This is a genomic window from Pseudomonas nitroreducens (assembly GCF_010994165.1).
Taxonomy (GTDB): domain Bacteria; phylum Pseudomonadota; class Gammaproteobacteria; order Pseudomonadales; family Pseudomonadaceae; genus Pseudomonas; species Pseudomonas nitroreducens.
Map to the genome: position 1 here is coordinate 585,969 of NZ_WMBX01000003.1, position 25,519 is coordinate 611,487.

Consider the following 25,519-nt stretch of genomic DNA (forward strand, 5'->3'; position numbering starts at 1 on the left):
CTCAATGCTCCTTGTCGTCGCGCGCCAGCAGCGGCAGCGGCGGGGAAATTTCGGCCGCCAGCGGCAGGCGGATGGTGAAGCAGGTGCCGACACCCAGCTCGGACTGCACCTCCATCTGCCCCTTGTGGTTGTTGGTGACGATGAAGTACGAGACCGACAGGCCCAGCCCTGTGCCCTGGCCGACTTCCTTGGTGGTGAAGAAAGGCTCGAAGATGCGCTTGCGCACGTTCTCCGGCATGCCGCAGCCGTTGTCTTCCACGTGGATTTCCGCCCAGGGCGGATTGAGCCGGGTACGCAGGGTGATGCGGCCGTACTCGCCTTCCTCTTCGTCGTCGCGCAGGTGGATGGCCTGGGCGCCGTTCTTCAGCAGGTTGAGCAGCACCTGCTCGATTTCGTTGGCGATCACCGGCACCGGGCCCAGGCGCGGGTCGTACTCGTGGACGATCTCCAGCGACTTGAAGTCGAAGCCGCCGGTGAGGTCGAAGTCGTTACCGGCAATCTCCACGGCTTGCTCCAACAGCGCTGGCAGCTCGCAGGCGGCCATCTGCCGGTGGCTGCGGCGGCTGAAGGAGAGCATGTGGGTGACGATCTTCGCGGCGCGGGAGCCGGCGTACTGGATGCCATCCATCAGCTTGGGGATCTCCCGCGCCTCCAGGTAGTGGTTGAGGTCGTCCAGGCGCACGCCCACTTCGCCGGCTACCTCCAGGTTCTTCGGCAACTCCGGCGACAGTCGCCGGCGGATGTTCTGCACGTTGTGCAGGATGGCGCCCAGCGGGTTGTTGATCTCGTGAGCCATACCGGCCGCGAGGCCGCCGACGGAGAGCATCTTCTCCGACTGCACCATCATCTCTTCCATTCCCAGGCGGTCGGTGATGTCGTCGATACGGATCACCGCGCCACGGCCGGTGCCGCCCATCAGCGGGTAGAAGGTCAGGGCGTAATGGCGCGGCGCGTCAGTGAGGGCCCAGGTGACGCGTTCGACGCGTTCGACCTTGTGCTGCTCGGCGGCGCGGGTGAGCTGCGGCAGGAAGGGCTTGAGCGACGGGAAGGCGAGGAATACCGGCTGGTTCACCGCGTCGTCCAGGCTGGTGCCGGAGAGCAGGCTGGCTTCCTGGTTCCACTGGGTGACGTAGAGCTGCTCGTCCACCGCGATCAGTGCCGAGGGCATCGAGTCGATGATGCTGTTGAGGTAGTGCTGGAAGCCGGTGAGCTTCTTCTCGATCTTGCTGCGTACCTGGACTTCCAGCTCCAGCTTGCGGTTCGAGCGGCGGGTTTCCTCGGCCAGCGACTGAGCCTGCTCCACGGCTTCCTGGGCGTCGTCGCGGGCGCGCTTGAGCTGCTGTTCGCGGGCTTCGATGCGGGTCAGCATGGTGTTGAAGGCGTCGGCCAGCCGGCCGATCTCGTCGGCATTGCCGCGCTCGGCGCGCAAGGCGTAGTTCTCCTCGCGGGTGACCTGGCGCGAGAGCTCCTCCAGGCTGCGGATCGGCCGGGTGATCAGGCGGCGGATCTGCTGGGCGATCAGCAGCCAGAGCAGCACCGAGACGGCGAGGATCACCAGGCTGGCAGTCAGGGTGCCGGTGTAGAAGGCGCCCGGCAGCTCGCTGCTCGCCACCAGCAGCAGGTAGCCGCTGTTGCGGCCGGCCTGGGGCAGTTCGAACAGCGCGTTGAGGCGGTATTCGTGCTGGCGCCAGCGCTCCAGGTGATCGAGGCGCTCGGGCAGGGCAATGGGGCCGTTGCCCGGCGTCTGGGCGATGCGTTCGCCGTTGCTGTCGTACAGTGCGGCGGCGCGCAGCGGCTGGTAGTCGTCCAGCTGGCGCAGCAGAACCTGGGCCTGGGTGGGCGAGGACAACGCCGGCTCGCTGAGCGCCGGGTTGGCGATCAGCCGGCCGATGGTCTGCAGCGCCTGGGGCGCGACGCTGTCCTGGGAAATCCAGTAGGCCGCGCTGATGAAAGCCAGGTTGGCCACCAGCATCACGGTCGCCAGTAGCACCAGCAGGGCGGCGAGGATTTTCTGGCCGACCGGCAGGTCTTCCAGGCGCTGGCGCAGGTTCATGGGTGAAGGCATGGGCGCTTTCTTGGAAAAACAGGAGAGGCGGGCAGGGTAGCCCGCGATCAGGTGTCGGGCAATCCGCGCGCCACCAGGTAGGCGCGCAGGCGCTCGTGTACGGCTCGCAGTCGCGGCAGGGCGAGGTGCAGGCGGTCACCTTCGCGGCAGGCGTGGCCGAGCAGGTAAGCGATCTCGCTGCGCCGGCCCTGGCCGACGTCCTGGTACATGGAGGAGAAGTTCGTTGCAGTGGCGGCAATCACGCGCTCCACGTCGCCCTGCAATTCCTGCGCAGCGGCGGGGTAGTTGCAGGCGTGCAGCAGTTGGCCCAGTTCGTCGCACAGCGCGGCCACTTCGTCGGGGTGCCCGGCCAGTTCGCCATTGCGGCATTGGTGCAGCACGGTCAGCGGGTTGATCGCGCAGTTCAGGGCCAGCTTGCGCCACAGGCGTTCGAGGATGTTCTCGCTCCACTGGGCGGGAATCCCGGCTTGCTCCAGCTCGGTCAGCCAGGCCGGAGTGGGCCCGCCGTGCTCGTCGCCCAGCCAGGTCTGGCCATGGCCTGCGAATACCACGCGGAAGTCGGATTCGCGGAATGCGCCTTCGGTGCTGGAAGCATAAAGGCAGCGTGCGCGCGGCAGGTGGGCGCTGACCGCCTGCTGGCTGCCCAGACCGTTCTGCAGCAGGATCAGTTCGGCTCCGGGGGCCAGGCGCGCCGCCACGCTGGCGGCGGCAGACTCGGCGTCGTAGGCCTTGCAGGCCAGCAGCAGGCGCTGGATCGGCGCGCCTTGCGCAGCGGTTTCGGCTGGTATCGGGTAGAGGCTCTCGCGACCGTCTTCGATCAGGGTGACGCCACCGAGGGCGCGGTAGGCGTTGAGGCGCTGGCGGTCGCGCAGCAGCAGGCGCACCGGCAGGCCTGCGCGGGACAGGCGGGCGGCCCACAGGCAACCGAGGCTGCCGGCGCCGAGGATAGACCAGGTCATGGGAGAAACTTCGCGGGTTCGGGGGCTTACCGCGAAGTTTAGCGCAGACCGGTCAGGCGACTGGCGTTGATTCGCCCGCTGGCGAAGGCATCGGGCAGCAGGGCACGGCCCTGCTGCATCAGTTGCTCGACTTCCACGGGCAGCGCCTTGGCGTCCAGGCCCACCAGGCTGATGCCGGCCTTGAGGGTGATGAAGCCTTCGCTGGTCTTGAACGCCTTGAGGTTCAGGCCTTCGTGCAGGCGGCGGAAGCTGCTGGGGGAGCATTCCTGCAGGTCTTCGAGCAGGGTGATCAGGGCGAAGTGCTGGCCGTCGATGCGCGCCAGGACGTCCAGCGGTCGTACCAGTTGCTGCAGGCGCCGGGCGACGCCGTGGAGCAGTTCGTTCTGGAACGACTGGCCATGCTTCTGCCCCAGTTCGGCCAACTCCGGCAGGCCGATGAGCATGTAGCACACGGCACCACCACGGGATTCCACCTGGCGGATGCTGTCGGCCAGCTTCTGCTTGAGGTAGCGCTGGTTGCCCAGGCCCGTGGCACTGTCCACCAGGTTGCGTTCTTCCAGGCTGGTGATGTTCTCGGTGAGCAGGCGATTTTCCATCAGCAGGCGCTGCAGGGTATTGCTCAGGCGGTCGGCGGCCAGTACGCGGGGCACCAGTTGCTCGTTCATCGCCGATTTGCTGACGAAGTCGTCCACGCCACGGTCGAAGGCTTCGGCCAGGGCGTTGTCGCCCTCCTTGCCGGTGAGCAGGATGATGTAGGTGTAGTGGTCGCCGCTCTCGTCGAGCTGGCGCACTCGGGCGGTGAGCTCCAGGCCGTCCATCTCGGGCATCAGCCAGTCGGCGAGGAGGACGCTCACCGGCTGCTTTTCCAGCAGGTCGAGCGCTTCGCTGGCACTGCTGGCGAAGCGCACGTTCAGGTAGCCGGCCTGGCTCAGCGCGCGGCCGATCATGGCGCTGGAGAACTTGGCATCGTCGACTACCAGGATGCTGAGATGGTTGGTTGGCATGGAATGTCTCGGAAACGGGTAGGAAATGCCGGCTAACGACGTCAGAGGCCGGGCGCGGTCTTGTCTGTCAGTTATAATGACCGCGCATTTTTATCGTCAAGCCAGGCGTCGTCCCGTCTGTGAACCGGGTCGCGCCGTCCATCTGGAGAGATGTCATGCCTTCGTTCGACGTGGTGTCCGAACTGGACAAACACGAACTGACCAACGCCCTGGATAACGCTGCCAAGGAACTGGACCGCCGTTTCGACCTGAAGGGCAAGTGCAGCTTCGAGACCAAGGACAAGTCCGTCACCCTGACCGCCGAGGCGGATTTCATGCTTGAGCAGATGCTCGACATTCTTCGCTCCAGCCTGGTCAAGCGCAAGATCGATGTGCAGTGCATCGAAACCAAGGACCCCTTCCCGTCGGGCAAGGTGGTCAAGCAGGAAGTGACCTTCCGCGAGGGCATCGACAAGGATCTGGCGAAGAAGATCGTCGCCCTGATCAAGGACAAGAAGCTCAAGGTGCAGGCTGCCATCCAGGGTGAGCAGGTTCGTGTCACCGGCAAGAAGCGCGATGACCTGCAGGAAGCCATCGCGCTGCTGCGTGGTGAATCCCTCGGTATGCCGCTTCAGTTCAACAACTTCCGCGACTGATGCGCGCTGCTCTGTAAGCGCTGCGGAACCTCAGCGCCCGCGCGACGTCGCAGTAATAGAGTCGCTCGGCGAACTCCCGACCGCCATGGCTTGCCATGGCGGTTTTGTTTTAGGCAATGGCAACAGACAAGGGGCCTGCATCCATGGATATGAATTACGAGCAGATCATGAACAGTGCGGAGGCCTGGACGCCGGTCGTCCTGGCTTACCTGGGCAATGCCGTGCTGGCGCTGTTGACCCTGCTGATCGGTTGGTGGGTGATCAACCTGTTCACCCGTCGTATCGGCGGGTTGCTGTCCACCAAGCATGTGGACAGGACGCTGCAGGGCTTCATCGGCAGCATGGTGAACATCATCCTGAAGATCCTGCTGATGGTCAGCGTGGCGTCGATGATCGGCATCCAGACCACCAGCTTCGTCGCTGCCATCGGTGCCGCCGGCCTGGCCATCGGCCTGGCGCTGCAGGGCAGCCTGTCGAACTTCGCCGGCGGCGTGCTGATCCTGCTGTTCCGCCCGTTCAAGGTCGGCGACTGGATCGAAGCCCAGGGCGTTTCCGGCACGGTGGACCACATCATGATCTTCCACACCGTGCTGCGCACCGGTGACAACCGTACGGTGATCGTACCCAATGGCGCGCTGTCCAACGGCATCATCACCAACACCTCGACCCAGACGACCCGCCAGGTGACCTTCGATGTGAAGTTGGCCTTCGACGCCGACCTGGAGGGTGCTCGTGCCATCCTCAAGGAGCTGGCGGAGGATTCGCGCGTACTCAAGTCGCCGGCGCCGGTGGTGGTGGTCGCGGGCCTGGGGGAGAACTCGGTGACCCTGTCGCTGCGCCTGTGGACCGCCAACTCCGATTACTGGGCGGTCACCTTCATGCTCAACGAGCAGGTGCGTCAGCGCCTGCGCGACGACGGCATCGACCTTGCGCCGAACAAGGTGGTGCGTGTGCTCAAGGGTGAAGAGGACGCCGTCCTGGCGGACTGATCCCTCACGCGGAACGGAAAAGGCCGGCATTTGCCGGCCTTTTTCATGGGCGCTGCTTCATCAGCCAGTTCAGGGGCGTTCGGCGCTGGCTGGCTGCGTTGGGGCTTCGCTGGCTTCCTCGGCGGCGCCGTTGGTCATGTCGTTCTTGCGCTGCAGCCACAGCCAGCCGATCAACAGCAGCGTCGGCACGCCGAGCAGGGCGGTGAAGAAGAAGAAGCGCTCGTAGCCCATGCCCTCGACCATGGCGCCGGAGTAGCCGCCGATGAAGCGCGGCAGCAACAGCATGGTGGAGCTGAGCATGGCGTACTGGGTCGCGGAGAACTTCAGGTTGGTCAGGCTCGACAGGTAGGCGACGAAGGCCGAGGTCGCCAGACCGCCGCTGAAGTTGTCGAGCATGATGGTCACCACCAGCATGGTGACGTGGGGCTCCAGCACCTTGAGCAGGGCAAAGACGTTCTGCCCCATGAGATGCGGATCGTCGATCGCGCCCATCTGCGCAAGGAGGGCGAACAGCAGGTTGGTCGCCGCCGAGGCCGCGCCACCGATGAACAGGATCGGCAGGATGCTGAAGCGGGCGATCAGCACACCGCCGGCCGCCGCGCCCACCAGGGTCATGACCACGCCGAACAGCTTGCTGACGGTGGCGATGGTGTCCTTGGTGAAGCCCATGTCGATGTAGAACACGCTGGCCATGGTGCCCATGACGGTGTCGGACATGCGGTAGGTGGAGATCAGCCCGAGCAGCAGCAGGGCCTGCCAGCGGTAGCGGCGGACGAACTCGGTGATGGGTGTCAGCACCGGGGCCATCAGCAGCCGACCCGGTGCGGAGATGCAGCTCAGGGCGATCAGCAGGTAGAGGAGGGCGAGCCACCACTTGCCGGCCTCGGTCATGTTGATGAATGCGGTGCCGGTCACCAGCAGGATGATCAGCACGATCACCGAAACCGCCTGGTGGACGAAGTCGAACTGCGGCAGGCCGCGCCCGTGTACGGCCAGCAGCAGCGGGCGGCGCACCTTCGACAGCAGCTCGCGGACCGGGCGGATCTGCCGGCGACCGTGGGGCGTCATGCAGATGCCGATGAAGATTCCATACAGCGCGGCGCGCGGCCAGGCCTGTGCGGTCAGCGCGGTGAGCATGGCCGGCACGGAGATCAGCAGCACCAGCAGGGTCAGCACCGAGAGTAGCTGGTGGTTGAAGGCGAAAGCCGAGCTGCCAGCCTGTGGTTGCACGTTCACCGGCGGCTCTTTCATCAGCAGGGTGGTGATCAGGCCGGGCAGGATAGCCAGCGAGCACACCGCGTAGGTCAGCGCCCAGGCCGACTGGCTGTAGTGCAGGGCACTGGAGCCGGCCCATTCGGCGAGGAACAGCACGCCGGCGGTGGCGAACAGGACGGCGACCCGGTAGCCGGTCATGTAGCACGCGGCCAGCGCGGCCTGGCGGGTGTTCTCGGCGATTTCCAGGCGGTAGGCGTCGATCGCGATGTCCTGGGTGGCCGAGGCAAAGGCCACGACCATCGCCAGGGCGATCAGCCAGTTCAGATGCGACTGCGGGTTGCACAGGGCCATGCCGAGCAGGCCGATGGCGATCAGGCCCTGGGAGAACACCAGCCAGGAGCGGCGACGGCCCAGCCGGCCGATGAAGGGCAGGCGCCACTGATCGAGCATGGGCGACCAGACCCATTTGAAGGCGTAGACGAGCCCGATCCAGCTGGCGAATCCGATGGTTTCCCGGGCGACACCCGCTTCACGCAACCACACCGAGAGGGTGGAAAGCACCAGCATGTAAGGCAGGCCGGCGGCGAAACCCAGCAGCAAAAGTGCGAGGCTGGCGGGAGACTTGTAGGCAATCCATGCCTCTCGCCAGGAATGCTCTTTCATGGGGTGTTTTCCAGCAGGTCAAAAATTCTCGCGAACTTTACTAGGACTGCTCGCCGCTAGGCCAGCCGTGCCGACGTATGTCCACCCGATCGTTATGGATTCTGACACCCTCTGCACGCAATCGTGCGCGCTGTTCGTTCCCCGAAACAGTGCCGATGGGCAGGCTGATGCGGCCACCGGCGGCGATCACCCGGTGCCAGGGCAGGCGGGTGCCATCGGGCAACTGGCTGAGGATGCGTCCTACAAGCCGCGCAGAACGGCCCAGCCCGGCCAGTTTGGCCACATCGCCGTAGGTGATCACGTGCCCTTCCGGCACTTGGGCGATCACCAGGAAAATGGCCTCGCGGCGAGTCTGCAGGCTTTCCTGCGTCAGATCCGCGGAGGAGGCGGAGACTTTGCGCTCGGGCATGGGTGATGGTCGCTTCAGTGGAGGCCAGGTCAGGATATAGCGAAGCCTGTGGTAGGCAAATGCGTGTGGCTAAATGAAGGAAGTTTCCCGTCATTCTGTCAGTAATGATGAACTCTGTACCGCCAGGTCTGTCATTCGTTGCTCTAGCGTCGGGTATCTGGATAATGCCCGGCTTTTTGCCCACCTTGTCCAGTTGAATCAGGCTCATGTTGTCTAGAACCCTGCTCTCCATTGCCCTGGCTTCCTGTTCCCTTTCCGCTGTCGCCGATACCGTCTGGTTGAAGAATGGCGACCGCCTGACCGGCACCATCAAGCTGTTCGACGGCGGCAAGCTGTTGCTGGCGACTGATTATGGCGGGGAGATCACCCTGAAATGGGACAAGATCAAGACCCTCGAGACCGACCAGAATCTGCTGGTGAAGTACGACGAGGAAACCGGCGAGCATTCCAAGGGCATCAAGGCATCGGACGATGGCAAGGTCACGCTGGTCAACGGTCAGCCGCGCACCGTGGAGCTGGCGAAGATCGAGCAGATGATGCCGCCCAAGCCGATCCTCGAAGACTGGGTATGGACTGGCAACGTCGACTTCTCCCTGGACCACAAGCAGGCCGAGAACGATGTCGAGGACTACGACATCGATTTCAAGACCAACGCCCGCCACGGCCGTTGGCGCCACAACCTGCAGGGCGAATACAACCGCGAGAAGAAGAACGACCAGGTCAGCACCAACAATTATTCTGCCGAGTACGCGTTGGACCGCTTCCTCGATGAGCACTGGTTCTGGCAGGGGCAGGCGCAGTACAAGCGCGACTGGATCGAGGACCTGAAGAAGAAGCGCACTGTCGGTACCGGCCCCGGCTACCAGTTCTGGGATAATGAGCTGGGCGCGTTCTCCCTGGCGACTCTGGTCAACCGCAACGACTACGAGTTCGTCGACGACGAGAAGTCCCACTTCTACAGCACCAGCCTGAAGTGGGACTACAACCGTTACCTGCTGGCCAAGCAGTTCGAGCTGTTTACCAACGGCGAAGTCAGCAAGCCACTGGAGTCCAACGTGGACTACGAGCTGGAGAGCGAGGCGGGCATCCGCTACAAGCTGACCTCCTGGGCGTCCCTGAGCCTGAAGGCCGAGTGGGACAAGCTCAGTGGCAACGATGGCGACGTCAACGAGCGTCGCTATACCGTTGGCCTGGGGGTCGGCTGGTAACGTCGACTCAGGCAGGAGCGAGCAGGCTCGTTCCTGCAAGGCACATAAAAAAGCCCCGCACATGGCGGGGCTTTTTCAAGGGGAGAGTGTTACAGGCGCAGGCCGCCGTCCAGCTCCAGCACGCGGCCGGTGTAGTAGTCGTTCTCGAGGATGTAGGCCACCGAGTGGGCGATTTCCTGGGGCTTGCCCAGGCGCTTGAGCGGGATGCCGGAGGTCATTTTCTCCAGCGCTTCGGGTTTCATGCTGGCGACCATGTCGGTCTCGATGAATCCAGGTGCCACGCCGGCCACGCGGATGCCGTAGCGTGCCAGTTCCTTCGCCCAGACCACGGTGTCGGCGGCGACGCCGGCCTTGGCTGCGGAGTAGTTGGCCTGGCCCATGTTGCCGGCGCGGGAGATGGAGGAGATGTTGACGATCGCGCCTTCGTTCTTCAGCTCGATCATCTTCGCCGCCACTTCACGAGTGCAGAGGAACACGCCGGTCAGGTTGACGTCGATCACGGCCTGCCATTGGGCCAGACTCATCTTGCTCAGCTCGCCGTCCTTGACCTTGATGGTCAGGCCGTCGCGCAGGATGCCGGCGTTGTTCACCAGGCCGTTGATGGCGCCGAAGTCGCTGGCGACCTGGGCCACCATATGGGTAACCTGTTCTTCATTGGCGACGTTGCACAGATAGGCGCGGGCGTCACCGCCGGCGGCCTTGCAGGCGGCCACGGCTTCGTCCAGTTTTTCGGCGTTGAGGTCAACCAGCGCGACGCGCGCGCCCTTGCCGGAGAGGTATTCGCCCATGGCGCGGCCCAGGCCCTGGCAGCCACCGGTGATGATGATGACCTTGTCTTTCAATTGCATCGGAACAACCCCACGAACAGTTTCTGGTGAAAGGCCCCGCCGGCAGCTGTGCACAGAGTCAGTCCTGCCCGTCCGTTTGCGACGGATTCTTTGCGAGGAGTCATAAGTTGAGCGTGAAAGCTGCCAAGCATGCCCGAGAACTGCTGCTCAAGGAATACCGCGGCGTCCTCTCCACCCACTCGAAGAAGTGGTCCGGGTTTCCCTTCGGCTCCGTGGTGCCCTACTGCCTGGACGAGGCGGGCCGGCCGCTGATCCTGATCAGTCGCATCGCCCAGCACACCCACAACCTGCAGATGGATGGCAAATGCTCGTTGCTCATCGGCGAGCGTGGCGTCGACGACATCCAGGCCGCCGGCCGCCTGACCCTGCTGGCCGAGGCGCTGATGATCGAGGATGTCGACGCCATCGCGGGTGCCGCCGAGCGCTACTACCGCTATTTCCCCGGTTCGCAGGACTACCACATCGTCCACGACTTCGATTTCTGGGTACTCGAGCCGGTGCAGTGGCGCTTCATCGGCGGCTTCGGCGATATCCACTGGCTGGGCGCCGACAGCGTGCCGCTGGCCAATCCCTTCGTCGGCGAGGCGGAAAGGAGCATGGTCGAGCACATGAACAGCGACCATGCCAGTGCCATCGAACACTACGTCGAGCTGGCCGGGCTGCCCGCGGGCAAGGATCCGCAGCTGGTGGGAATTGATACCGAAGGTTTCCACCTGCGCATCGGCCAAGGCCTGCACTGGCTGCCGTTCCCTGCGCCCTGCAGTAATCCTGGTGCGGTGCGCCAGGCGCTGGTGCAGTTGGCCAGGGCGGACGTCTGGCCGGGTAGTGAGGTTATCCGGGCTTGAACAATCCCCGGGCATTCCCTTGAAATTGGCGCGGGACGTCGCCACCTTTCCCGTTATCTGGGTAAATGCCCCGCCAAGGAAACATCGATGCGAGTTCCTCTTTTCCTGATTCTTCTCTTCCCGCTGATCGAGCTGGCCGTGATGATCAAGGTCGGCAGCGTGATCGGCGTGGGCTGGACCCTGCTGCTGATCATTGCCGGTGCCTTCATCGGTGCCGCCGTTCTGCGTGTCGCTGGCGTGGCGACCGCTCTGCGTGCCCGCGAGCGCCTGAATCGTGGCGAGCTACCCGAACAGGAAATGCTCGAAGGTCTGGTCATCGCCCTGGGTGGTGGCCTGCTGATGCTGCCGGGCTTCATCAGCGACGCCATCGGCCTGCTCTGCCTGATCCCCTTCACCCGCCGCCTGATGCTTGGCCGCGTGCGCCAGCGCATGCAGGAACAGGCCGAGCGCCGTCGGGCCTTCGCCGACGATCCGGCCGCTCAGCAACGTGGCGGCCCGAGCGTGATCGAAGGCGAGTACCAGCGCCGTGAGGAAGATCGCGACCGCTTGCGCTGAGCCTCGGACGGTTTCGGCCGTCCTGAGCACCCTCCGTTTGCAAAATTTTTTTCGTCACACCCTTGAAATGCCTTGTAGCGACCTTATGTACCGGTCACCGCAAGGTCCCTGTCGCATGGACAGGCTGCTCTTTACGCGTCTCGCCAGCCGGGACGCAAACCGGCAACGCCGGATTCAATAAAACCTGCCGGGCATCGATCTGGCTGTTGGAAATCACAGTTTGGGAGAGTTACGACTATGAAGCTTCGTCCTCTGCATGACCGCGTCGTCATCCGTCGCAGCGAGGAAGAGACCAAAACCGCAGGCGGCATCGTGCTGCCGGGTTCCGCCGCCGAAAAGCCGAACCGCGGTGAAGTGGTCGCTGTTGGTGCCGGCCGTGTCCTGGACAACGGCGAAGTTCGCGCTCTGGCCGTCAAGGTCGGTGACAAGGTGGTGTTCGGTCCTTACTCCGGCAGCAACGCCATCAAGGTCGACGGCGAAGAACTGCTGGTGATGGGCGAGTCCGAGATCCTCGCCGTCCTGGAAGACTGATTTCAGTCCGTCCACTCCCCACCGAATTCGATTTAGAGGAAACAGAACATGGCTGCCAAAGAAGTTAAGTTCGGCGATTCCGCTCGCAAGAAAATGCTGGTCGGCGTAAACGTCCTGGCCGACGCGGTTAAAGCGACCCTCGGCCCGAAAGGCCGCAACGTCATCCTGGACAAGAGCTTCGGTGCTCCGACCATCACCAAGGACGGCGTTTCCGTCGCCAAGGAAATCGAACTCAAAGACAAGTTCGAGAACATGGGCGCCCAACTGGTGAAAGACGTTGCCTCCAAGGCCAACGACGCTGCCGGTGACGGCACCACCACCGCTACCGTTCTGGCCCAGGCCATCGTCAACGAAGGCCTGAAAGCCGTCGCTGCCGGCATGAACCCGATGGACCTCAAGCGCGGCATCGACAAGGCCACCGTGGCCATCGTTGCTCAGCTCAAGGACCTGGCCAAGCCGTGCGCCGACACCAAGGCCATCGCCCAGGTCGGCACCATCTCCGCCAACTCCGACGACTCCATCGGCAACATCATTGCCGAAGCCATGGAAAAAGTCGGCAAAGAAGGCGTGATCACCGTTGAAGAAGGCTCGGGCCTGGAAAACGAACTGTCCGTCGTAGAAGGCATGCAGTTCGACCGTGGCTACCTGTCCCCCTACTTCATCAACAAGCCGGACACCATGGTTGCCGAGCTCGACGGCCCGCTGCTGCTGCTGGTCGACAAGAAGATCTCGAACATCCGCGAAATGCTGCCGGTCCTGGAAGCCGTTGCCAAAGCCGGCCGTCCGCTGCTGATCGTGGCTGAAGACGTCGAAGGCGAAGCCCTGGCTACCCTTGTCGTCAACAACATGCGTGGCATCGTGAAAGTCGCAGCCGTCAAGGCTCCGGGCTTCGGCGACCGCCGCAAGGCCATGCTGCAGGACATCGCCATCCTGACCGGCGGTACCGTCATCTCCGAAGAAGTCGGTCTGAGCCTGGAAGGCGCCACCCTGGAGCACCTGGGTAACGCCAAGCGCGTCGTACTGAGCAAGGAAAACACCACCATCATCGATGGCGCTGGCGCTCAGGCCGACATCGAAGCTCGCGTCCTGCAGATCCGCAAGCAGGTCGAAGAGACTTCCTCCGACTACGACCGTGAGAAGCTGCAAGAGCGTCTGGCCAAGCTGGCCGGCGGTGTTGCCGTGATCAAGGTTGGCGCTGCCACCGAAGTCGAGATGAAAGAGAAGAAAGCCCGCGTTGAAGACGCCCTGCACGCTACCCGTGCTGCGGTCGAGGAAGGCGTGGTTCCTGGCGGCGGCGTCGCTCTGGTTCGTGCTCTGCAAGCCATCGAAGGCCTGAAGGGCGACAACGAAGACCAGAACGTCGGTATCGCCCTGCTGCGTCGCGCTGTCGAAGCTCCGCTGCGCCAGATCGTTGCCAACTCCGGTGACGAGCCGAGCGTGGTGGTCGACAAGGTCAAGCAAGGCTCGGGCAACTACGGCTACAACGCTGCTACCGGCGTGTACGGCGACATGATCGAGATGGGTATCCTCGATCCGGCCAAAGTCACCCGTTCGGCCCTGCAAGCCGCTGCTTCCATCGGCGGCCTGATGGTCACCACCGAGGCCATGGTTGCCGAAGTGGCTGACGACAAGGCTGCTCCGGCCATGCCGGACATGGGCGGCATGGGTGGCATGGGCGGCATGATGTAAGCCACCCGGCACCTGCTGTAAGAAAAAGCCCCGCCTAGGCGGGGCTTTTTCATGGGCGCGGGTTGTGCCAGACTGCGGTGCAGGAGATGGCATTCCTCCTTCAACCGCCCTTGTGGCTGATGATGCCTACGCATTGACCTGGAAAGGCGCGTAGGCGTTCGCCTGCAGCCTGTCCAAGACACTTTTCCCAGGACAGGACCATGTGGAAATCCATTCTTGCCGTCTCTCTCGGAGCCGCCCTCGGTGCACTGCTGCGCTGGGTGCTCGGGCTCAAGCTCAACACCCTCCTGCCTTCCATGCCACCGGGCACGGTGGTCGCCAACCTGGTTGGCGGCTATATCATCGGCGCGGCCATCGCCTTCTTCGCCAACACGCCGGGCGTGGCGCCGGAATGGCGGTTACTGATCATCACCGGCTTCTGCGGTGGTCTCACCACATTCTCGACCTTCTCCGCCGAAGTCGTCATGTTGCTGCAGCAGGGCCGCCTGGCCTGGGCGATGGGTACAGTCGCCACGCACCTGGCCGGCTCTCTGTTGATGACCCTGGCCGGGCTCTGGTCGGTGAACTGGATGATGGGCCGTTAAGCGACCGCTGATAGTGATGCCTCGGCAAGAATGAACGGGGCCCCGTTGCGGTGCTTCCCCCTTCAGGATCGCAACGACAGCCTAAGGACCGCCAGTGGCTGTTGGAAATCCAGCGCTACGAGCACGATGGACTCCGGATGTGCGCTGCTATCTTGAGAATGCGATGAAGTGTGAAAAAACCGTCAAAGGCGCTTAAGTTCCATTTAAGCCAGTTAGGCTAGAGTGCTGTTCGCGAAAGGAGAGCACATGCGCATTCTGTTGGTTGAAGACAATCGGGACATTCTGGCCAATATGGCCGACTACCTGGGCCTGAAGGGCTACACGGTGGATTGCGCCCAGGACGGCCTGTCCGGATTGCACCTGGCGGCGACCTCCCATTACGACCTGATCGTACTGGACGTCATGCTGCCGGGGTTGGACGGTTTCACACTGTGCCGTCGGCTGCGCGAAGACGCGCGCCGCGACACGCCGGTGATCATGCTCACCGCCCGTGACCAGTTGGACGACCGCCTGCAGGGCTTCCGCTCGGGCGCCGACGATTACCTGCTCAAGCCCTTCGCGCTGTCCGAGCTGGCCGCTCGCATCGAAGCGGTGCTGCGCCGCAGCCAGGGTGGTGGTCGTCGCGAGTTGCAGGTCGCCGATCTGAGCTACAACCTCGATACCCTCGAAGTGAACCGTGCCGGCAAACCGCTGAAACTCAATCCCATCGGTCTCAAGCTGCTGGCGGTGCTGATGCAGAAGAGCCCGCACGTCGTGCGACGCGATGTGCTCGAGGAAGCCGTCTGGGGCGACGACTGCCCGGACAGCGACAGCCTTCGCAGCCACGTGCACCAGCTTCGCCAAGTGATCGACAAGCCCTTCGCATCCTCCCTGCTGCATACGGTCCACGGTGTCGGCTACAAGCTGGCAGAGGAAACGCATGGAGTATAAGCAGAGCCTTTCCCGCCGGATTGTCTTTGCCTTCGTACTCATGACCGCCGCCGTCGGCGGCCTGTTCTCGGTGGGAATCGTCGGCGTCGTTCACATCGTCGAGGAGCGCCTGATTTCCCGCGACCTGGGTGGCGAACTGGATCGCATCATCAATGAGGACCTGGGCAACGGCCAGGCTCCCAAGCTCGATCCGGGCATGCGTTTCTTCATCAGCGACGGCGTGGGCGTCTACGCCATGCCACCGGCACTGCGTCGGCTGGATGAGGGGTTCCACGAAGTCTTCGATGGGGAGTTGTCCTTCCATGCGCTGGCGCGCGATGTCGATGGTCGCCGCTTCGTCCTGCTGCAGGACCAGAGCGACTTCGAAGCACGCGAGCAGATTCTCTACGCGGCCGTGGTCACCGGCTATGTCCTGAGCCTGGCTTTGTCCGGGGTCCTGGGCTGGCTGCTGGCGCGCAAGGTCATGGAGCCGGTTGCACGCCTGGCGCGGCAGGTCCGGCATCGCGACCAGTTGCTCGAGCTGGCGCCGCCCATGTCGCCGGATTACGCCAACGACGAAGTGGGTGAGCTGGCGGCGGCTTTCGATTACGCCATGGGGCGGCTGCACGACGTGCTGACTCGGGAAAAGCTCTTCACCAGCGATGTCAGTCATGAATTGCGTACGCCACTGATGGTGATCGCCACCAGCTGCGAGCTGTTGGCAGAGGAGCCGGGGCTCAGCGCGCGGGCTCGTGCTCAACTGGCGCGCATGAACAGTGCCTGCGAGGAAATGCGCGATCTGGTGCAGACCTTCCTCATGCTGGCCAGGGCTCAGCGCAAGGACATGGCCATCGTTTCGCAGGCCGGGCTGCGGCAGATCGGGGATGAATTGGTAGCGCAGTGGCGTGGCCCGATCGAAGCGAAAGGTTTGACGCTGGTATACGAGGCGAACCAGGAGATGCCCGGGAAATTCAACGCGCCGTTCCTGCGCTCGGTGATGAGCAATTTATTGCGCAATGCCATGCATTACACCGAAAGCGGCAGCATCCGCTTACAACTTGGGCCGAACGGATTCTGGGTCGAAGACACCGGCGCCGGTATCCCGGAAGAACAGCGAGAACGGGTCTTCCAACCGTTCGTTCGAGGCCAGAACCCGCGTGGTGAGGGGCTTGGGCTCGGGTTGTCGCTGGTCAAGCGGATCTGCGCCTCCGAAGGCTGGGACGTCACGCTGCGTCCCGCGGAACCCCACGGCTGCCGCTTCGAAGTTCGCCTAGCCGTAGTTTGACAAAATCTTCACAAGTGCATGACCCGGCTGTGACAGGCTGATTTGTATCGTTCGCCCTGAATTCGGGAAAGGTAATAATCCGATGACTGAAAAACCCGTCAACCTGGAGTTCTCCCAGAAGTACGACCGCCAGCATGCGCAGCGTTATCTGCGCAAGCACCAGGCCGGACTGTCCCGGAAACTTTCCCATTGGCGCGATGTCCAGATAGCTCGCCAGGCACTCAAGCTTGCCGGCCAGCCCAACCTGGTACTCGACCTGCCGTGTGGCGCCGGACGCTTCTGGCCGATGCTGGCCGAGAAGGAGAACCGGGTGATCATCGGGGCGGACAATTCGCCTGACATGATCGCCGTGGCCTGCGCCGGTCAACCGAATGAGGTTGTAAAACGCGTTCGACCTTTGCAGACTTCGGCGTTTGCCATTGATCTGCCGGACAACGCCGTCGATAGCATCTTCTCGATGCGTCTGATGCACCACATCGGCGAATCTGATGATCGTTTGACGATGTTGCGCGAATTTCACCGCGTAAGTCGCGATTCGGTGATCCTGTCGCTGTGGGTCGATGGCAACTTCAAGTCCTGGAAACGCGCGCGCGCCGAGTCGACCCGCAAGAAACACGCCTACCAGAACCGCTTCGTGATTCCCGCCAAGACCATCGAGGCGGAGTTCCGCCAGGCCGGTTTCAAGGTCCAGGATCACATTGATTTCGTCCCGCTCATCCATATGTGGCGGGTCTACATTCTGCGTAAGGAGTGATGGATGGCCGTTGATCTGGCTTCTCTGCAGCAAATTTCCGGTGAGAACGCCATCGACCGTTGGCTCCAGGTGCCCGGCAAATGGGTCGAGGAACCCAACCGTCGGCGCGGCGGCGAAAGTGGCGTGCAGCGAGTCCTGACTTCCGACGGCCGTATGCTCTACCGCAAACAGCAGATGGGGCATATCTACCGTGACCTGCTGCATCCCTTCGGCTACCCGACCGCCATTCGCGAGCGCAACGCCCTCAAGGCGGCCGAGGCGCTGGGCGTTAAAGTGCCGACCCTGGTCTATGCCGGTTGCCGCAAGGTGGATGGCGAATGGCAGGCGCTGCTGGTGACCGAATCCCTGGATGGTTTTACCAGCCTCGAAGACTGTTACGCCCGCGGCGACCAGGATCGCTGGGGTGAAGCCCTGCACCAAAGAATTCTGCAACATTACGGCAGTACCCTTGCAAAACTTAACGCCGGCCGCTGGCAACACGGCTGCCTTTACCTCAAGCACGTGTTCGTGAAGGTGGACGGCGACAAGATCGAAGTGGCCCTGATTGACATGGAAAAAGCTCGCCAGCGCTTCAGCGCTCAGCGTGCTGCGCGTCATGATCTTCGCCAGGTGAAACGCCGCTCGTCGTGGACTGAGGCGCAATGGCAGGCCTTTGTCTATGGTTACCAAGCGGCGTTTGGCAGCGCCATCAAAGGGTTGCAGACATGAAGTTAGAAATTACGCGAGGTTTGCTCCTCGTTGGCGCGCTCGGGGTGGCAACCCTGGCGGCGGCGGCCTGGCATGAGCCGGGGCCTTCGGTCATCACCGGAAAAGGTGGCTTGGACAGCTGCCCCATCCCGCCCAACCTGCGCGCCAAGCAACAGGACATCCGCCCGGACGATGACCTGCTGCTTTTCCTTTTCGGGATGTCGCAGAGCAAAGCACGCTGATTTCTGATTCGAACTCAAAACCCCGCCTCGGCGGGGTTTTTTGTGGGCGGCCGGTTTAGACTGCCGATTTGAAGCCTGCAATGAGACGAGCATGAGCGACAGCGCATTTTCCCGGCGGATCGTGCAGAACCTGCTGGATACCGATTTCTACAAGCTGAGCATGATGCAGGCAGTGCTGCACAACTACCCCAACGCCGAGGTGGAGTGGGAGTTCCGTTGCCGCAATGAAGAGGATCTGCGCTCCTATCTGGATCCGCTGCGCGAGCAGATCGAGCGCCTGGTGGAGCTTTCCTTCGCGCCGCAGGACCTGGCCTTCCTCGAGCGCATCCCGTTCTTCAAGCCGGACTTCATCCGCTTCCTTGGCCTTTTCCGCTTCAACCCCAACTACGTCCGACTGGGTGTGGAGAATGAGGAGCTGTACCTGCGGCTCAAGGGCCCATGGCTGCACGTGATCCTCTTTGAAGTACCGCTGCTGGCGATCATCAGCGAAGTGCGCAACCGACATCGCCATCCGGGCGCCACGCTGACGATGGTCCGCGAGCGGCTGCAGGAAAAGTTCGACTGGTTGCGCGGGGAGGCCGGTGCGGAAGAACTGGCCGGCTTCAAGATGGCCGACTTCGGCACTCGCCGACGCTTCTCCTACCAGGTGCAGAAGGCGGTGGTGCGGGACTTGCGCGACGGCTTCCCGGGGCATTTCGTCGGCACCAGCAACGTTCACCTGGCGCGCGAGCTGGGCGTCAAGCCGCTGGGCACCATGGCGCACGAATGGCTGATGGCGCACCAGCAGCTCGGCCCTCGGTTGATCGACAGCCAGGCCGCCGCGCTGGACGCCTGGGTGCGCGAGTACCGTGGACAACTGGGCATCGCCCTGACCGACTGCATCACCATGGATGCCTTCCTGGCGGACTTCGACCTGTACTTCGCCAAGCTCTTCGACGGCCTGCGCCACGACTCGGGCGACCCGCTGGAATGGGCGGAAAAGGCTATCCGGCACTACGAGCGGCTGGGCATCGACCCGCAGACCAAGACGCTGGTGTTCTCCGATGGCCTCAACCTGCCGCGTGCCCTGGAAATCTATCGCTCGTTACGCGAGCGCATCGACGTCAGCTTCGGCATCGGCACGCATTTCACCTGCGATGTGCCGGGCGTGCAGCCAATGAACATCGTGCTGAAGATGACCGCCTGCAATGGCCATCCGGTGGCGAAGATCTCAGACGCGCCAGGCAAGACCCAGTGCAAGGACGAGAACTTCCTTCACTACCTCAAGCACGTCTTCAAAGTACCGGGGTAGCCGATTGCGCGGCGCGCCGGGACGCGCCACTCTTGCTCAAGCACTCATCGCGACAGGCTTGCTGGCGCGACAGGCCCACTGAAGGGGAACAACGGATGTCAGCCACGAACGAACTCATCATCGGCGCGGGTCCCGACGGGCAGCCGGTCGGCCAGTCCTGGAAGCTCGCCAACCGCCACGGCCTGATCGCCGGCGCCACCGGCACCGGCAAGACGGTGACCCTGCAGCACCTCGCCGAGTCTTTCAGCGATGCGGGTATTGCGGTGTTCGCTGCGGACATCAAGGGTGACCTGTGTGGTATCGCCGCCGCCGGTAATCCCCAGGGCAAGGTGGCCGAGCGCATCGCCAGCATGCCGTGGCTGAACTACAAGCCCCAGGCCTACCCGGTCAGCATCTGGGACGTGGCCGGCAAGACCGGTCACCCGCTGCGCACCACGCTGTCGGAGATGGGCCCGCTGTTGCTGTCCAACCTGCTGGAACTGACCGAGAGTCAGCAGGCCGCGCTGTTCGCCGCGTTCAAGGTGGCCGATCGCGAAGGCCTGCTGCTGCTCGACCTGAAGGACCTCAAGGCGCTGCTCAACCACTTCAAGGAACACCCGGAAGTGCTCGGCGAAGACCGAGCGCTGTTCACCGCGGCTTCGTCCCAGGCGCTGCTGCGGCGCCTGGCACTGTTGGAGCAGCAGGGTGCCGAGGATTTCTTCGGCGAACCGGCACTGCAACTCGAAGATCTGCTGCGCCCCGAGGCCGATGGTCGCGGGCGCATCCACTTGCTGGATGCCAGCAAGCTGGTACACGACGCGCCCAAGGTTTATGCCACCTTCCTGCTCTGGCTGCTCGCCGAGCTGTTCGAACAACTGCCCGAGCGCGGCGATGCGGACAAGCCGATCCTCGCGCTGTTCTTCGACGAGGCGCACCTGCTGTTCAACGGCACGCCCAAGGCTTTGCAGGACCGCCTGGAGCAGGTGGTGCGGCTGATCCGCTCCAAGGGCGTGGGCGTGTACTTCGTCACCCAGTCGCCCAGTGACCTGCCGGACGACGTGCTGGCGCAACTGGGCCTGCGCATCCAGCACGGCCTGCGTGCCTTCACGGCCAAGGAGCAGAAATCCCTGCGCGCGGTGGCTGATGGCTTCCGCCCGAACCCGGCGTTCGACACCCTGAAGGTGCTCACCGAACTGGGCATCGGCGAGGCGCTGGTTGGCACGCTGGAAGAGAAGGGCACTCCTGCAATGGTCGAGCGCGTGGCCGTGGCGCCGCCGCAGTCGCGCATTGGCCCGTTGACCGATGCCGAGCGTGCGGACGTCATCCGTCGCTCGCCGCTGGCCGGGCGTTATGACCAGCCGATCGACCGCGAGTCTGCCTACGAAAAGCTCACCGGCCGCGCCGACGACAAGATGGCGCCGACCCAGGGGAAGGAAGAGAAGGGCACCGACTTCGGCGGTATGGCCGGCGAGATCCTCGGTTCCCTGGCCAGCCAGGTCAGCAAGACCGTGGTGCGCCAGGCGGCGAACCAGATCGGCCGGCAACTGGTGCGAGGGCTGATGGGCGCGCTGTTGGGCGGTAGCAAGCGGCGGTAGACCTCATTTCGATGCACACCCAAAAGGCGCCCGAAGGCGCCTTTCTTGTTTTCCGCTGCAGTCAGATGCGGAAGCTGTCCACCAGGTGGCGCAGGCGGCCGGCCTGGTTCTCCAGGTCGGCGCAGGCGCGCAGGGTGGCCTGCAGGTTCTCCACGCCTTCCTGGTTGAGGGTGTTGATCTCGGTGATGTCCATGTTCAGCGAGTCGACCACGGCGGTCTGCTCTTCGGTGGCTGTCGCCACGGACTGGTTCATCGAGTCGATCTCGCCGATGCGGTGGGTGACGCTGGCCAGGCGCTCGCCGGCGCGGTTGGCGATCTCCACGCTCTCCAGGCTATAGCGCTGACTTTCGGTCATGGTGTCCACGGCTTCGCGGGCGCCGACCTGCAGTTCCTCGATCATCTTCTGAATCTGCTGGGCCGATTCCTGGGCGCGGTGGGCGAGGTTACGGACCTCGTCCGCCACTACCGCGAAACCACGACCGGCTTCACCGGCACGAGCGGCTTCGATAGCAGCGTTGAGAGCCAGCAGGTTGGTCTGCTCGGAGATGCCTTTGATCACCTCCAGAATCTGCCCGATGTTCACCGTGCGGCTGTTCAGCGCCTCGATGTTGGCGCAGGCCGAGCTGATCTTGTCGGACAGCAGGTTCATTGCGCTGATGGTCTGTTCGACTACCTGGCGGCCGTCGCCGGCCTGGTGCGAGGCGTCGGTGGCGTGGTGCGAGGCGTCGGCGGCGTTACGGGCGATTTCCTGGGCGGCGGCGCCCAGCTCGTTGATCGCGGCGGCGACGCTGTTGGTGCGGTTGGATTGCTCGTCGGAGTTGCTCATGGAGGAGTTGGAGGCATTCACTACCAACTGCGAAACGTCGTGCAACTGGCGCGCGGTGGAGGCCACCTCACGGATGGATTCGTGAATACGTTCGACGAAGCGGTTGAAGGCATTGCCCAGTACGCCGAACTCGTCGTTGCTGGCGACCTTCAGGCGTTTGGTCAGGTCGCCTTCGCCCTGGGCGATGTCTTCCATGGCGCGGCCCATGGTGGTCAGCGGCTGCATCAGCACGCGGATCAGCATGCCCAGCAGGAGCAGGATGGCGACGATGGCGATGGCCGCGGCAACGATGGCCGAGGCGCGGAACTTGCTCAGCATGGAGTAGGCGGCGTCTTTGTCGATGGACAGGCCGATATACCAGTTCACCGACGGCAGGCCCTTCACCTGGGTGAAGCTGAGGATGCGCGTCTGGCCGTTGAGCTCGGCCTCGCTGAAGCCGCCGCCGATCTTCGGGGTGTTCTGCGGGTAGATGTCGGCCAGGGACTTCATGATGAAGTTCTTGTCCGGGTGCACCAGGATCTTGCCGTCGCCGCTGACCAGGAAGGCGTAGCCCATGCCGCTGAAGTCCAGCGAGTTGATGATCTGCACCAGGGTTTGCAGGCCAAGGTCACCACCGACCACTCCCAGGGTCTTGCCGCCGGCCCGGGCGGGGGTGGCGACGGTCATGATCAGTTCCTGGGTGGCGGCGTCGATGTACGGCTCGGTCAACGTGGTGCCGCCAGCGGCGACGGCATCCTTGTACCAGGGACGGGTGCGCGGGTCGTAACCGTCAGGCATGGCGCTGTTGGGGCGCATGGTGAAGGTGCCGTCTTCCTGGCCCAGGTAGGTGAAGTTGAAGGTCTTGCGCAGGGTGTCCTGTTCCAGCTGGGCGGCCAGGTGCTCCGGCGCGCTGTCGCGCGCCAGGGTCTGGGCGGTGCTCTCGATCAGCAGGATCCGGCCGCTGAGCCAGTTCTGGATGTTGCTGGCGCTCACGTCACCCATTTCCCGCAGGTAATCCTCGAGGTCTTCGCGGATCGCGTTGCGCTGCAGGTAGTCGTTGTAAAGGGTGAAGAGGGCGAATGCCGAGAAAACCACAAGAGAAGCGGCCAGGAGGATCTTATGGCTGAATTTCAGGCTCTTGATCATGCTGCGTCGAGTCCGGAAGTAGAGGGATGCCAGAACGGCGTTGGTCCGGGGCGACAGGTCCGATGTCGCCGCAGGGCGCCCGTTCCCGTGGTGTGAAACGGACGGCGCCGGCACGGCGGGTAGCCGGGCGGGCTTGGCCGGAACTCCCTTGTCCCGGCAGTGAAGACAGGCCCGGTTTGTTGGTTGCTATCAAAGGCCTTCACCCTTGATTTCGGCGTGGTCGGGGGAAGCTTGAAAGAGTCGGACGAACGGTAGATGCGGCTCTGTGGCGGGTGTTTCAGTGGTGATACAGGTGGTGGCAGGCCTCCTGCAGGAGCGAGCTTGCTCGCGAACAAAAAAGGCGCCCGCAGGCGCCTTTTTCGTGTCGCCGGAATCAGATGCGGAAGCTGTCCACCAGATGACGCAGGCGGCCGGCCTGGTTCTCCAGGTCGGCGCAAGCGCGCAAAGTGGCCTGGAGGTTTTCAACGCCTTCCTGGTTCAGGGTGTTGATCTCGGTGATGTCCATGTTCAGCGAGTCGACCACGGCGGTCTGTTCCTCGGTGGCAGTGGCGACCGACTGGTTCATCGAATCGATCTCGCCGATACGGTGGGTCACGCTGGCCAGACGCTCGCCGGCGCGATTGGCGATCTCCACGCTTTCCAGGCTGTAGCGCTGGCTTTCGGTCATGGTGTCCACGGCTTCACGGGCGCCGACCTGCAGCTCTTCGATCATCTTCTGGATTTCCTGCGCGGACTCCTGGGCGCGGTGCGCCAGGTTGCGCACTTCATCCGCCACCACGGCAAAGCCGCGGCCGGCTTCACCAGCACGAGCGGCTTCGATGGCGGCGTTGAGAGCCAGCAGGTTGGTCTGCTCGGAGATGCCTTTGATCACCTCCAGAATCTGCCCGATGTTCACCGTGCGGCTGTTCAGCGCCTCGATGTTGGCGCAGGCCGAGCTGATCTTGTCGGACAGCAGGTTCATCGCGCTGATGGTCTGTTCGACTACCTGGCGGCCGTCGCCGGCCTGGTGCGAGGCGTCGGTGGCGTGGTGCGAGGCGTCGGCGGCATTGCGGGCGATTTCCTGGGCGGCGGCGCCCAGCTCGTTGATCGCGGCGGCGACGCTGTTGGTGCGGTTGGATTGCTCGTCGGAGTTGCTCATGGAGGAGTTGGAGGCATTCACTACCAGCTGCGAAACGTCGTGCAGGCTGCGCGCGGTCGAAGCCACTTCGCGGATCGACTCGTGGATACGCTCCACGAAGCGGTTGAAGGCGTTGGCCAGCACGCCGAATTCGTCATTGCTGGCAACTTGTAGACGCTTGGTCAGGTCGCCGTCGCCCTGGGCGATGTCCTGCATGGCGCGGCCCATGTCGGTCAGCGGCGCCATCAGCACGCGGATCAGCATGCCCAGCAGGAACAGGATGGCGACGATGGCGATCACGGTGGCGATGATCGCGGTGTTACGGAAGTCGCTCAGCATTGCGTAAGCGGAGTCCTTGTTAAGCACCAGCGCAACGTACCAGGTCACGCCCGGCAGGCCTTTCACCGGGGTCATCGACACCAGTTGCTCCTCGCCGTTGATACTGACTTCCTGCACACCCGGCTGCACCTTCGGCGCACCTTGCGGGTAGACCTCGCCGAGGGATTTGAAAATCAGGCTGCTGTCCGGGTGCAGGAGAATCTTGCCGGCGTCGCTGACCAGGAAGGCGTAGCCGTCGCCGTCGAATTTCAGCGAGTTGATGATCGCGGTGATGGTTTCCAGCTTCATGTCACCGGCGGCCACACCCACCAGTTGGCCGTTGCGCATGACCGGCATGGACATGGCGAGGATCTGCTCGTTGGTGCCGGCATCGAGGAAGGGCTCGGTGACGATCAGCCGGCCGGCGGCCACGGCGTCCTTGTACCAGCCGCGGGTGCGCGGGTCGTAGCCAGCGGGCATCGGCGCGTAGGGGCGCATGGTGAACACGCCACTGGCGGCTTCGCCCAGGTAGACGGACTCAAAGTTCTTCTGGAACACCTGCTGCTCCAGCACATGCTGGATGCGCTCGGGCGTCGGCTCGCCATCGGCCAGTTGCGCGGCTTCGGCTTCCACCAACTGGATGCGGCCTTCCAGCCAGCTCTGGATGTTGCTGGCGGTCAGGCTGCCGACTTCGGTGAGATAGGACTCGGTGTCGGAGTGAATCGCCTCGCGCTGGCGGAAATCGTTGAAGAGAATGAAGCAGGCGAAGGCGAAGGTGACCACGAGAGAGGCCGCCAGGAGGATCTTCCTGGAGAAGGACAGCGAGCGAAGCATGGGGAAAGCATCCTGCAGGTGGAACAAGGGGTAGGCAGGATGTATCGGCTGTCTAGGACGGGACTTTAGGGGCGGAATACGAAAACGGGCGCGGTGTTGCACCGCGCCCGCCAAAGGCAGGAACTCATGGGGTCAGAGCATTCTGCACCAGCGTCATCAGCGCCCCGACTCGGACGCCAATAGGGCCGGCGGCGGTGAGAAGGGCGATGGAAATCAGACCGGCGATCACCGCGTACTCAATTGCTGTGGCCCCTTCCCGATCGGACAGGAAGGCATGCAGCCGTTTACCGAGGCGATTCATCGAGTTGGTTACGCGTTCCATGTACAAGCCCTCAAGTGGGTGACTGCTGAATCCGCG

24 protein-coding genes and 1 riboswitch are annotated in these 25,519 nt (G+C 63.5%); of the genes, 15 read left to right on the forward strand and 9 right to left on the reverse strand.

The window, feature by feature from the left end; genetic code table 11:
* Position 1 precedes the first annotated feature (1 nt).
* Genes GJV37_RS16050 through GJV37_RS16060 form a run of 3 tightly spaced genes read right to left on the reverse strand, consistent with a single transcriptional unit; the run spans position 2 to position 4,028 of the window.
* Complete coding sequence (locus GJV37_RS16050; protein WP_024764074.1) at positions 2–2,053, reverse strand: sensor histidine kinase; 2,052 nt, start codon at positions 2,051–2,053, stop codon at positions 2–4.
* Positions 2,054–2,112: 59 nt separating this feature from the next.
* Entirely contained in the window at positions 2,113–3,024 is a 912-nt protein-coding gene (locus GJV37_RS16055; RefSeq protein ID WP_170859489.1) for a putative 2-dehydropantoate 2-reductase, read from the reverse strand.
* 38 nt (positions 3,025–3,062) lie between these two features.
* On the reverse strand, positions 3,063–4,028 hold the full coding sequence (locus tag GJV37_RS16060) for a response regulator (RefSeq protein ID WP_024764076.1): 966 nt from the start codon (positions 4,026–4,028) through the stop codon (positions 3,063–3,065).
* Positions 4,029–4,183: 155 nt separating this feature from the next.
* Here GJV37_RS16060 and GJV37_RS16065 point away from each other — a divergent pair, with 155 nt between their 5' ends.
* Together GJV37_RS16065 and GJV37_RS16070 are read left to right on the forward strand one after the other, a co-directional pair.
* Positions 4,184–4,663: a YajQ family cyclic di-GMP-binding protein gene (locus GJV37_RS16065; RefSeq protein WP_037016362.1), complete on the forward strand. Its 480-nt coding sequence runs from the start codon at positions 4,184–4,186 to the stop codon at positions 4,661–4,663.
* A gap of 143 nt (positions 4,664–4,806) precedes the next feature.
* On the forward strand, positions 4,807–5,652 hold the full coding sequence (locus GJV37_RS16070) for a mechanosensitive ion channel family protein (RefSeq protein WP_169888169.1): 846 nt from the start codon (positions 4,807–4,809) through the stop codon (positions 5,650–5,652).
* Positions 5,653–5,721: 69 nt separating this feature from the next.
* On the opposite strand, the gene GJV37_RS16075 is transcribed toward GJV37_RS16070, so the two are convergent.
* Positions 5,722–7,530 carry an AmpG family muropeptide MFS transporter gene (locus GJV37_RS16075; RefSeq protein WP_024764079.1) on the reverse strand — a complete coding sequence of 603 codons (1,809 nt, stop codon included), beginning with the start codon at positions 7,528–7,530 and terminating at the stop codon, positions 5,722–5,724.
* Between the two features lie 40 nt (positions 7,531–7,570).
* Positions 7,571–7,939, reverse strand: a complete 369-nt coding sequence (locus GJV37_RS16080) for an MGMT family protein (RefSeq protein WP_170859488.1) — start codon at positions 7,937–7,939, stop codon at positions 7,571–7,573.
* 206 nt (positions 7,940–8,145) lie between these two features.
* Between GJV37_RS16080 and GJV37_RS16085 the strand changes: the two genes are divergently transcribed.
* Positions 8,146–9,147 carry a DUF481 domain-containing protein gene (locus tag GJV37_RS16085; RefSeq protein WP_037016355.1) on the forward strand — a complete coding sequence of 334 codons (1,002 nt, stop codon included), beginning with the start codon at positions 8,146–8,148 and terminating at the stop codon, positions 9,145–9,147.
* Between the two features lie 89 nt (positions 9,148–9,236).
* On the opposite strand, the gene GJV37_RS16090 is transcribed toward GJV37_RS16085, so the two are convergent.
* Entirely contained in the window at positions 9,237–9,995 is a 759-nt protein-coding gene (locus GJV37_RS16090) for an SDR family oxidoreductase (RefSeq protein WP_170859487.1), read from the reverse strand.
* 107 nt (positions 9,996–10,102) lie between these two features.
* On the opposite strand from GJV37_RS16090, the gene GJV37_RS16095 reads away from it, so the two are divergent.
* The 12 genes from GJV37_RS16095 to GJV37_RS16150 all read left to right on the forward strand — a co-directional run bounded on the left by GJV37_RS16095 (position 10,103) and on the right by GJV37_RS16150 (position 20,941).
* Positions 10,103–10,840: a HugZ family pyridoxamine 5'-phosphate oxidase gene (locus tag GJV37_RS16095; RefSeq protein ID WP_169888167.1), complete on the forward strand. Its 738-nt coding sequence runs from the start codon at positions 10,103–10,105 to the stop codon at positions 10,838–10,840.
* Between the two features lie 87 nt (positions 10,841–10,927).
* Complete coding sequence (locus GJV37_RS16100) at positions 10,928–11,395, forward strand: FxsA family protein (protein ID WP_024764084.1); 468 nt, start codon at positions 10,928–10,930, stop codon at positions 11,393–11,395.
* 237 nt (positions 11,396–11,632) lie between these two features.
* The gene (locus GJV37_RS16105; protein ID WP_009617968.1) at positions 11,633–11,926 is read left to right on the forward strand and encodes a co-chaperone GroES; all 294 of its coding nucleotides are present in this window, start codon (positions 11,633–11,635) and stop codon (positions 11,924–11,926) included.
* 48 nt (positions 11,927–11,974) lie between these two features.
* On the forward strand, positions 11,975–13,615 hold the full coding sequence (gene groL / locus GJV37_RS16110; RefSeq protein ID WP_024764085.1) for a chaperonin GroEL: 1,641 nt from the start codon (positions 11,975–11,977) through the stop codon (positions 13,613–13,615).
* Between the two features lie 73 nt (positions 13,616–13,688).
* Positions 13,689–13,751, forward strand: a riboswitch (Fluoride riboswitch).
* A gap of 64 nt (positions 13,752–13,815) precedes the next feature.
* Entirely contained in the window at positions 13,816–14,199 is a 384-nt protein-coding gene (crcB, locus tag GJV37_RS16115; RefSeq protein ID WP_024764086.1) for a fluoride efflux transporter CrcB, read from the forward strand.
* A 246-nt stretch (positions 14,200–14,445) separates the two neighbouring features.
* Positions 14,446–15,129 (forward strand): response regulator transcription factor, encoded by a 684-nt coding sequence (locus GJV37_RS16120; RefSeq protein WP_024764087.1) that lies wholly within the window; start codon positions 14,446–14,448, stop codon positions 15,127–15,129.
* A complete protein-coding gene (locus GJV37_RS16125) occupies positions 15,119–16,393 on the forward strand; it encodes a sensor histidine kinase (protein ID WP_170859486.1) in 1,275 nt (424 codons plus the stop codon). Before GJV37_RS16120 ends, GJV37_RS16125 begins: the two co-directional genes overlap by 11 nt.
* 82 nt (positions 16,394–16,475) lie before the next feature.
* Entirely contained in the window at positions 16,476–17,147 is a 672-nt protein-coding gene (locus tag GJV37_RS16130) for a class I SAM-dependent methyltransferase (RefSeq protein WP_024764089.1), read from the forward strand.
* Between the two features lie 3 nt (positions 17,148–17,150).
* Positions 17,151–17,855, forward strand: a complete 705-nt coding sequence (locus tag GJV37_RS16135) for a lipopolysaccharide kinase InaA family protein (RefSeq protein ID WP_024764090.1) — start codon at positions 17,151–17,153, stop codon at positions 17,853–17,855.
* Positions 17,852–18,076 (forward strand): hypothetical protein, encoded by a 225-nt coding sequence (locus GJV37_RS16140; protein WP_024764091.1) that lies wholly within the window; start codon positions 17,852–17,854, stop codon positions 18,074–18,076. Before GJV37_RS16135 ends, GJV37_RS16140 begins: the two co-directional genes overlap by 4 nt.
* A gap of 91 nt (positions 18,077–18,167) precedes the next feature.
* Positions 18,168–19,367 (forward strand): nicotinate phosphoribosyltransferase, encoded by a 1,200-nt coding sequence (gene pncB, locus GJV37_RS16145; RefSeq protein WP_170859485.1) that lies wholly within the window; start codon positions 18,168–18,170, stop codon positions 19,365–19,367.
* Positions 19,368–19,462: 95 nt separating this feature from the next.
* On the forward strand, positions 19,463–20,941 hold the full coding sequence (locus GJV37_RS16150; protein ID WP_037018801.1) for a helicase HerA-like domain-containing protein: 1,479 nt from the start codon (positions 19,463–19,465) through the stop codon (positions 20,939–20,941).
* 61 nt (positions 20,942–21,002) lie between these two features.
* On the opposite strand, the gene GJV37_RS16155 is transcribed toward GJV37_RS16150, so the two are convergent.
* From GJV37_RS16155 to GJV37_RS16165, 3 genes are all read right to left on the reverse strand, one after another.
* Positions 21,003–22,892 carry a methyl-accepting chemotaxis protein gene (locus tag GJV37_RS16155; protein ID WP_084358289.1) on the reverse strand — a complete coding sequence of 630 codons (1,890 nt, stop codon included), beginning with the start codon at positions 22,890–22,892 and terminating at the stop codon, positions 21,003–21,005.
* Between the two features lie 373 nt (positions 22,893–23,265).
* Positions 23,266–25,161: a methyl-accepting chemotaxis protein gene (locus GJV37_RS16160; protein ID WP_193452731.1), complete on the reverse strand. Its 1,896-nt coding sequence runs from the start codon at positions 25,159–25,161 to the stop codon at positions 23,266–23,268.
* Between the two features lie 124 nt (positions 25,162–25,285).
* Positions 25,286–25,483: a Flp family type IVb pilin gene (locus GJV37_RS16165; protein ID WP_276511413.1), complete on the reverse strand. Its 198-nt coding sequence runs from the start codon at positions 25,481–25,483 to the stop codon at positions 25,286–25,288.
* Positions 25,484–25,519: the final 36 nt, after the last annotated feature.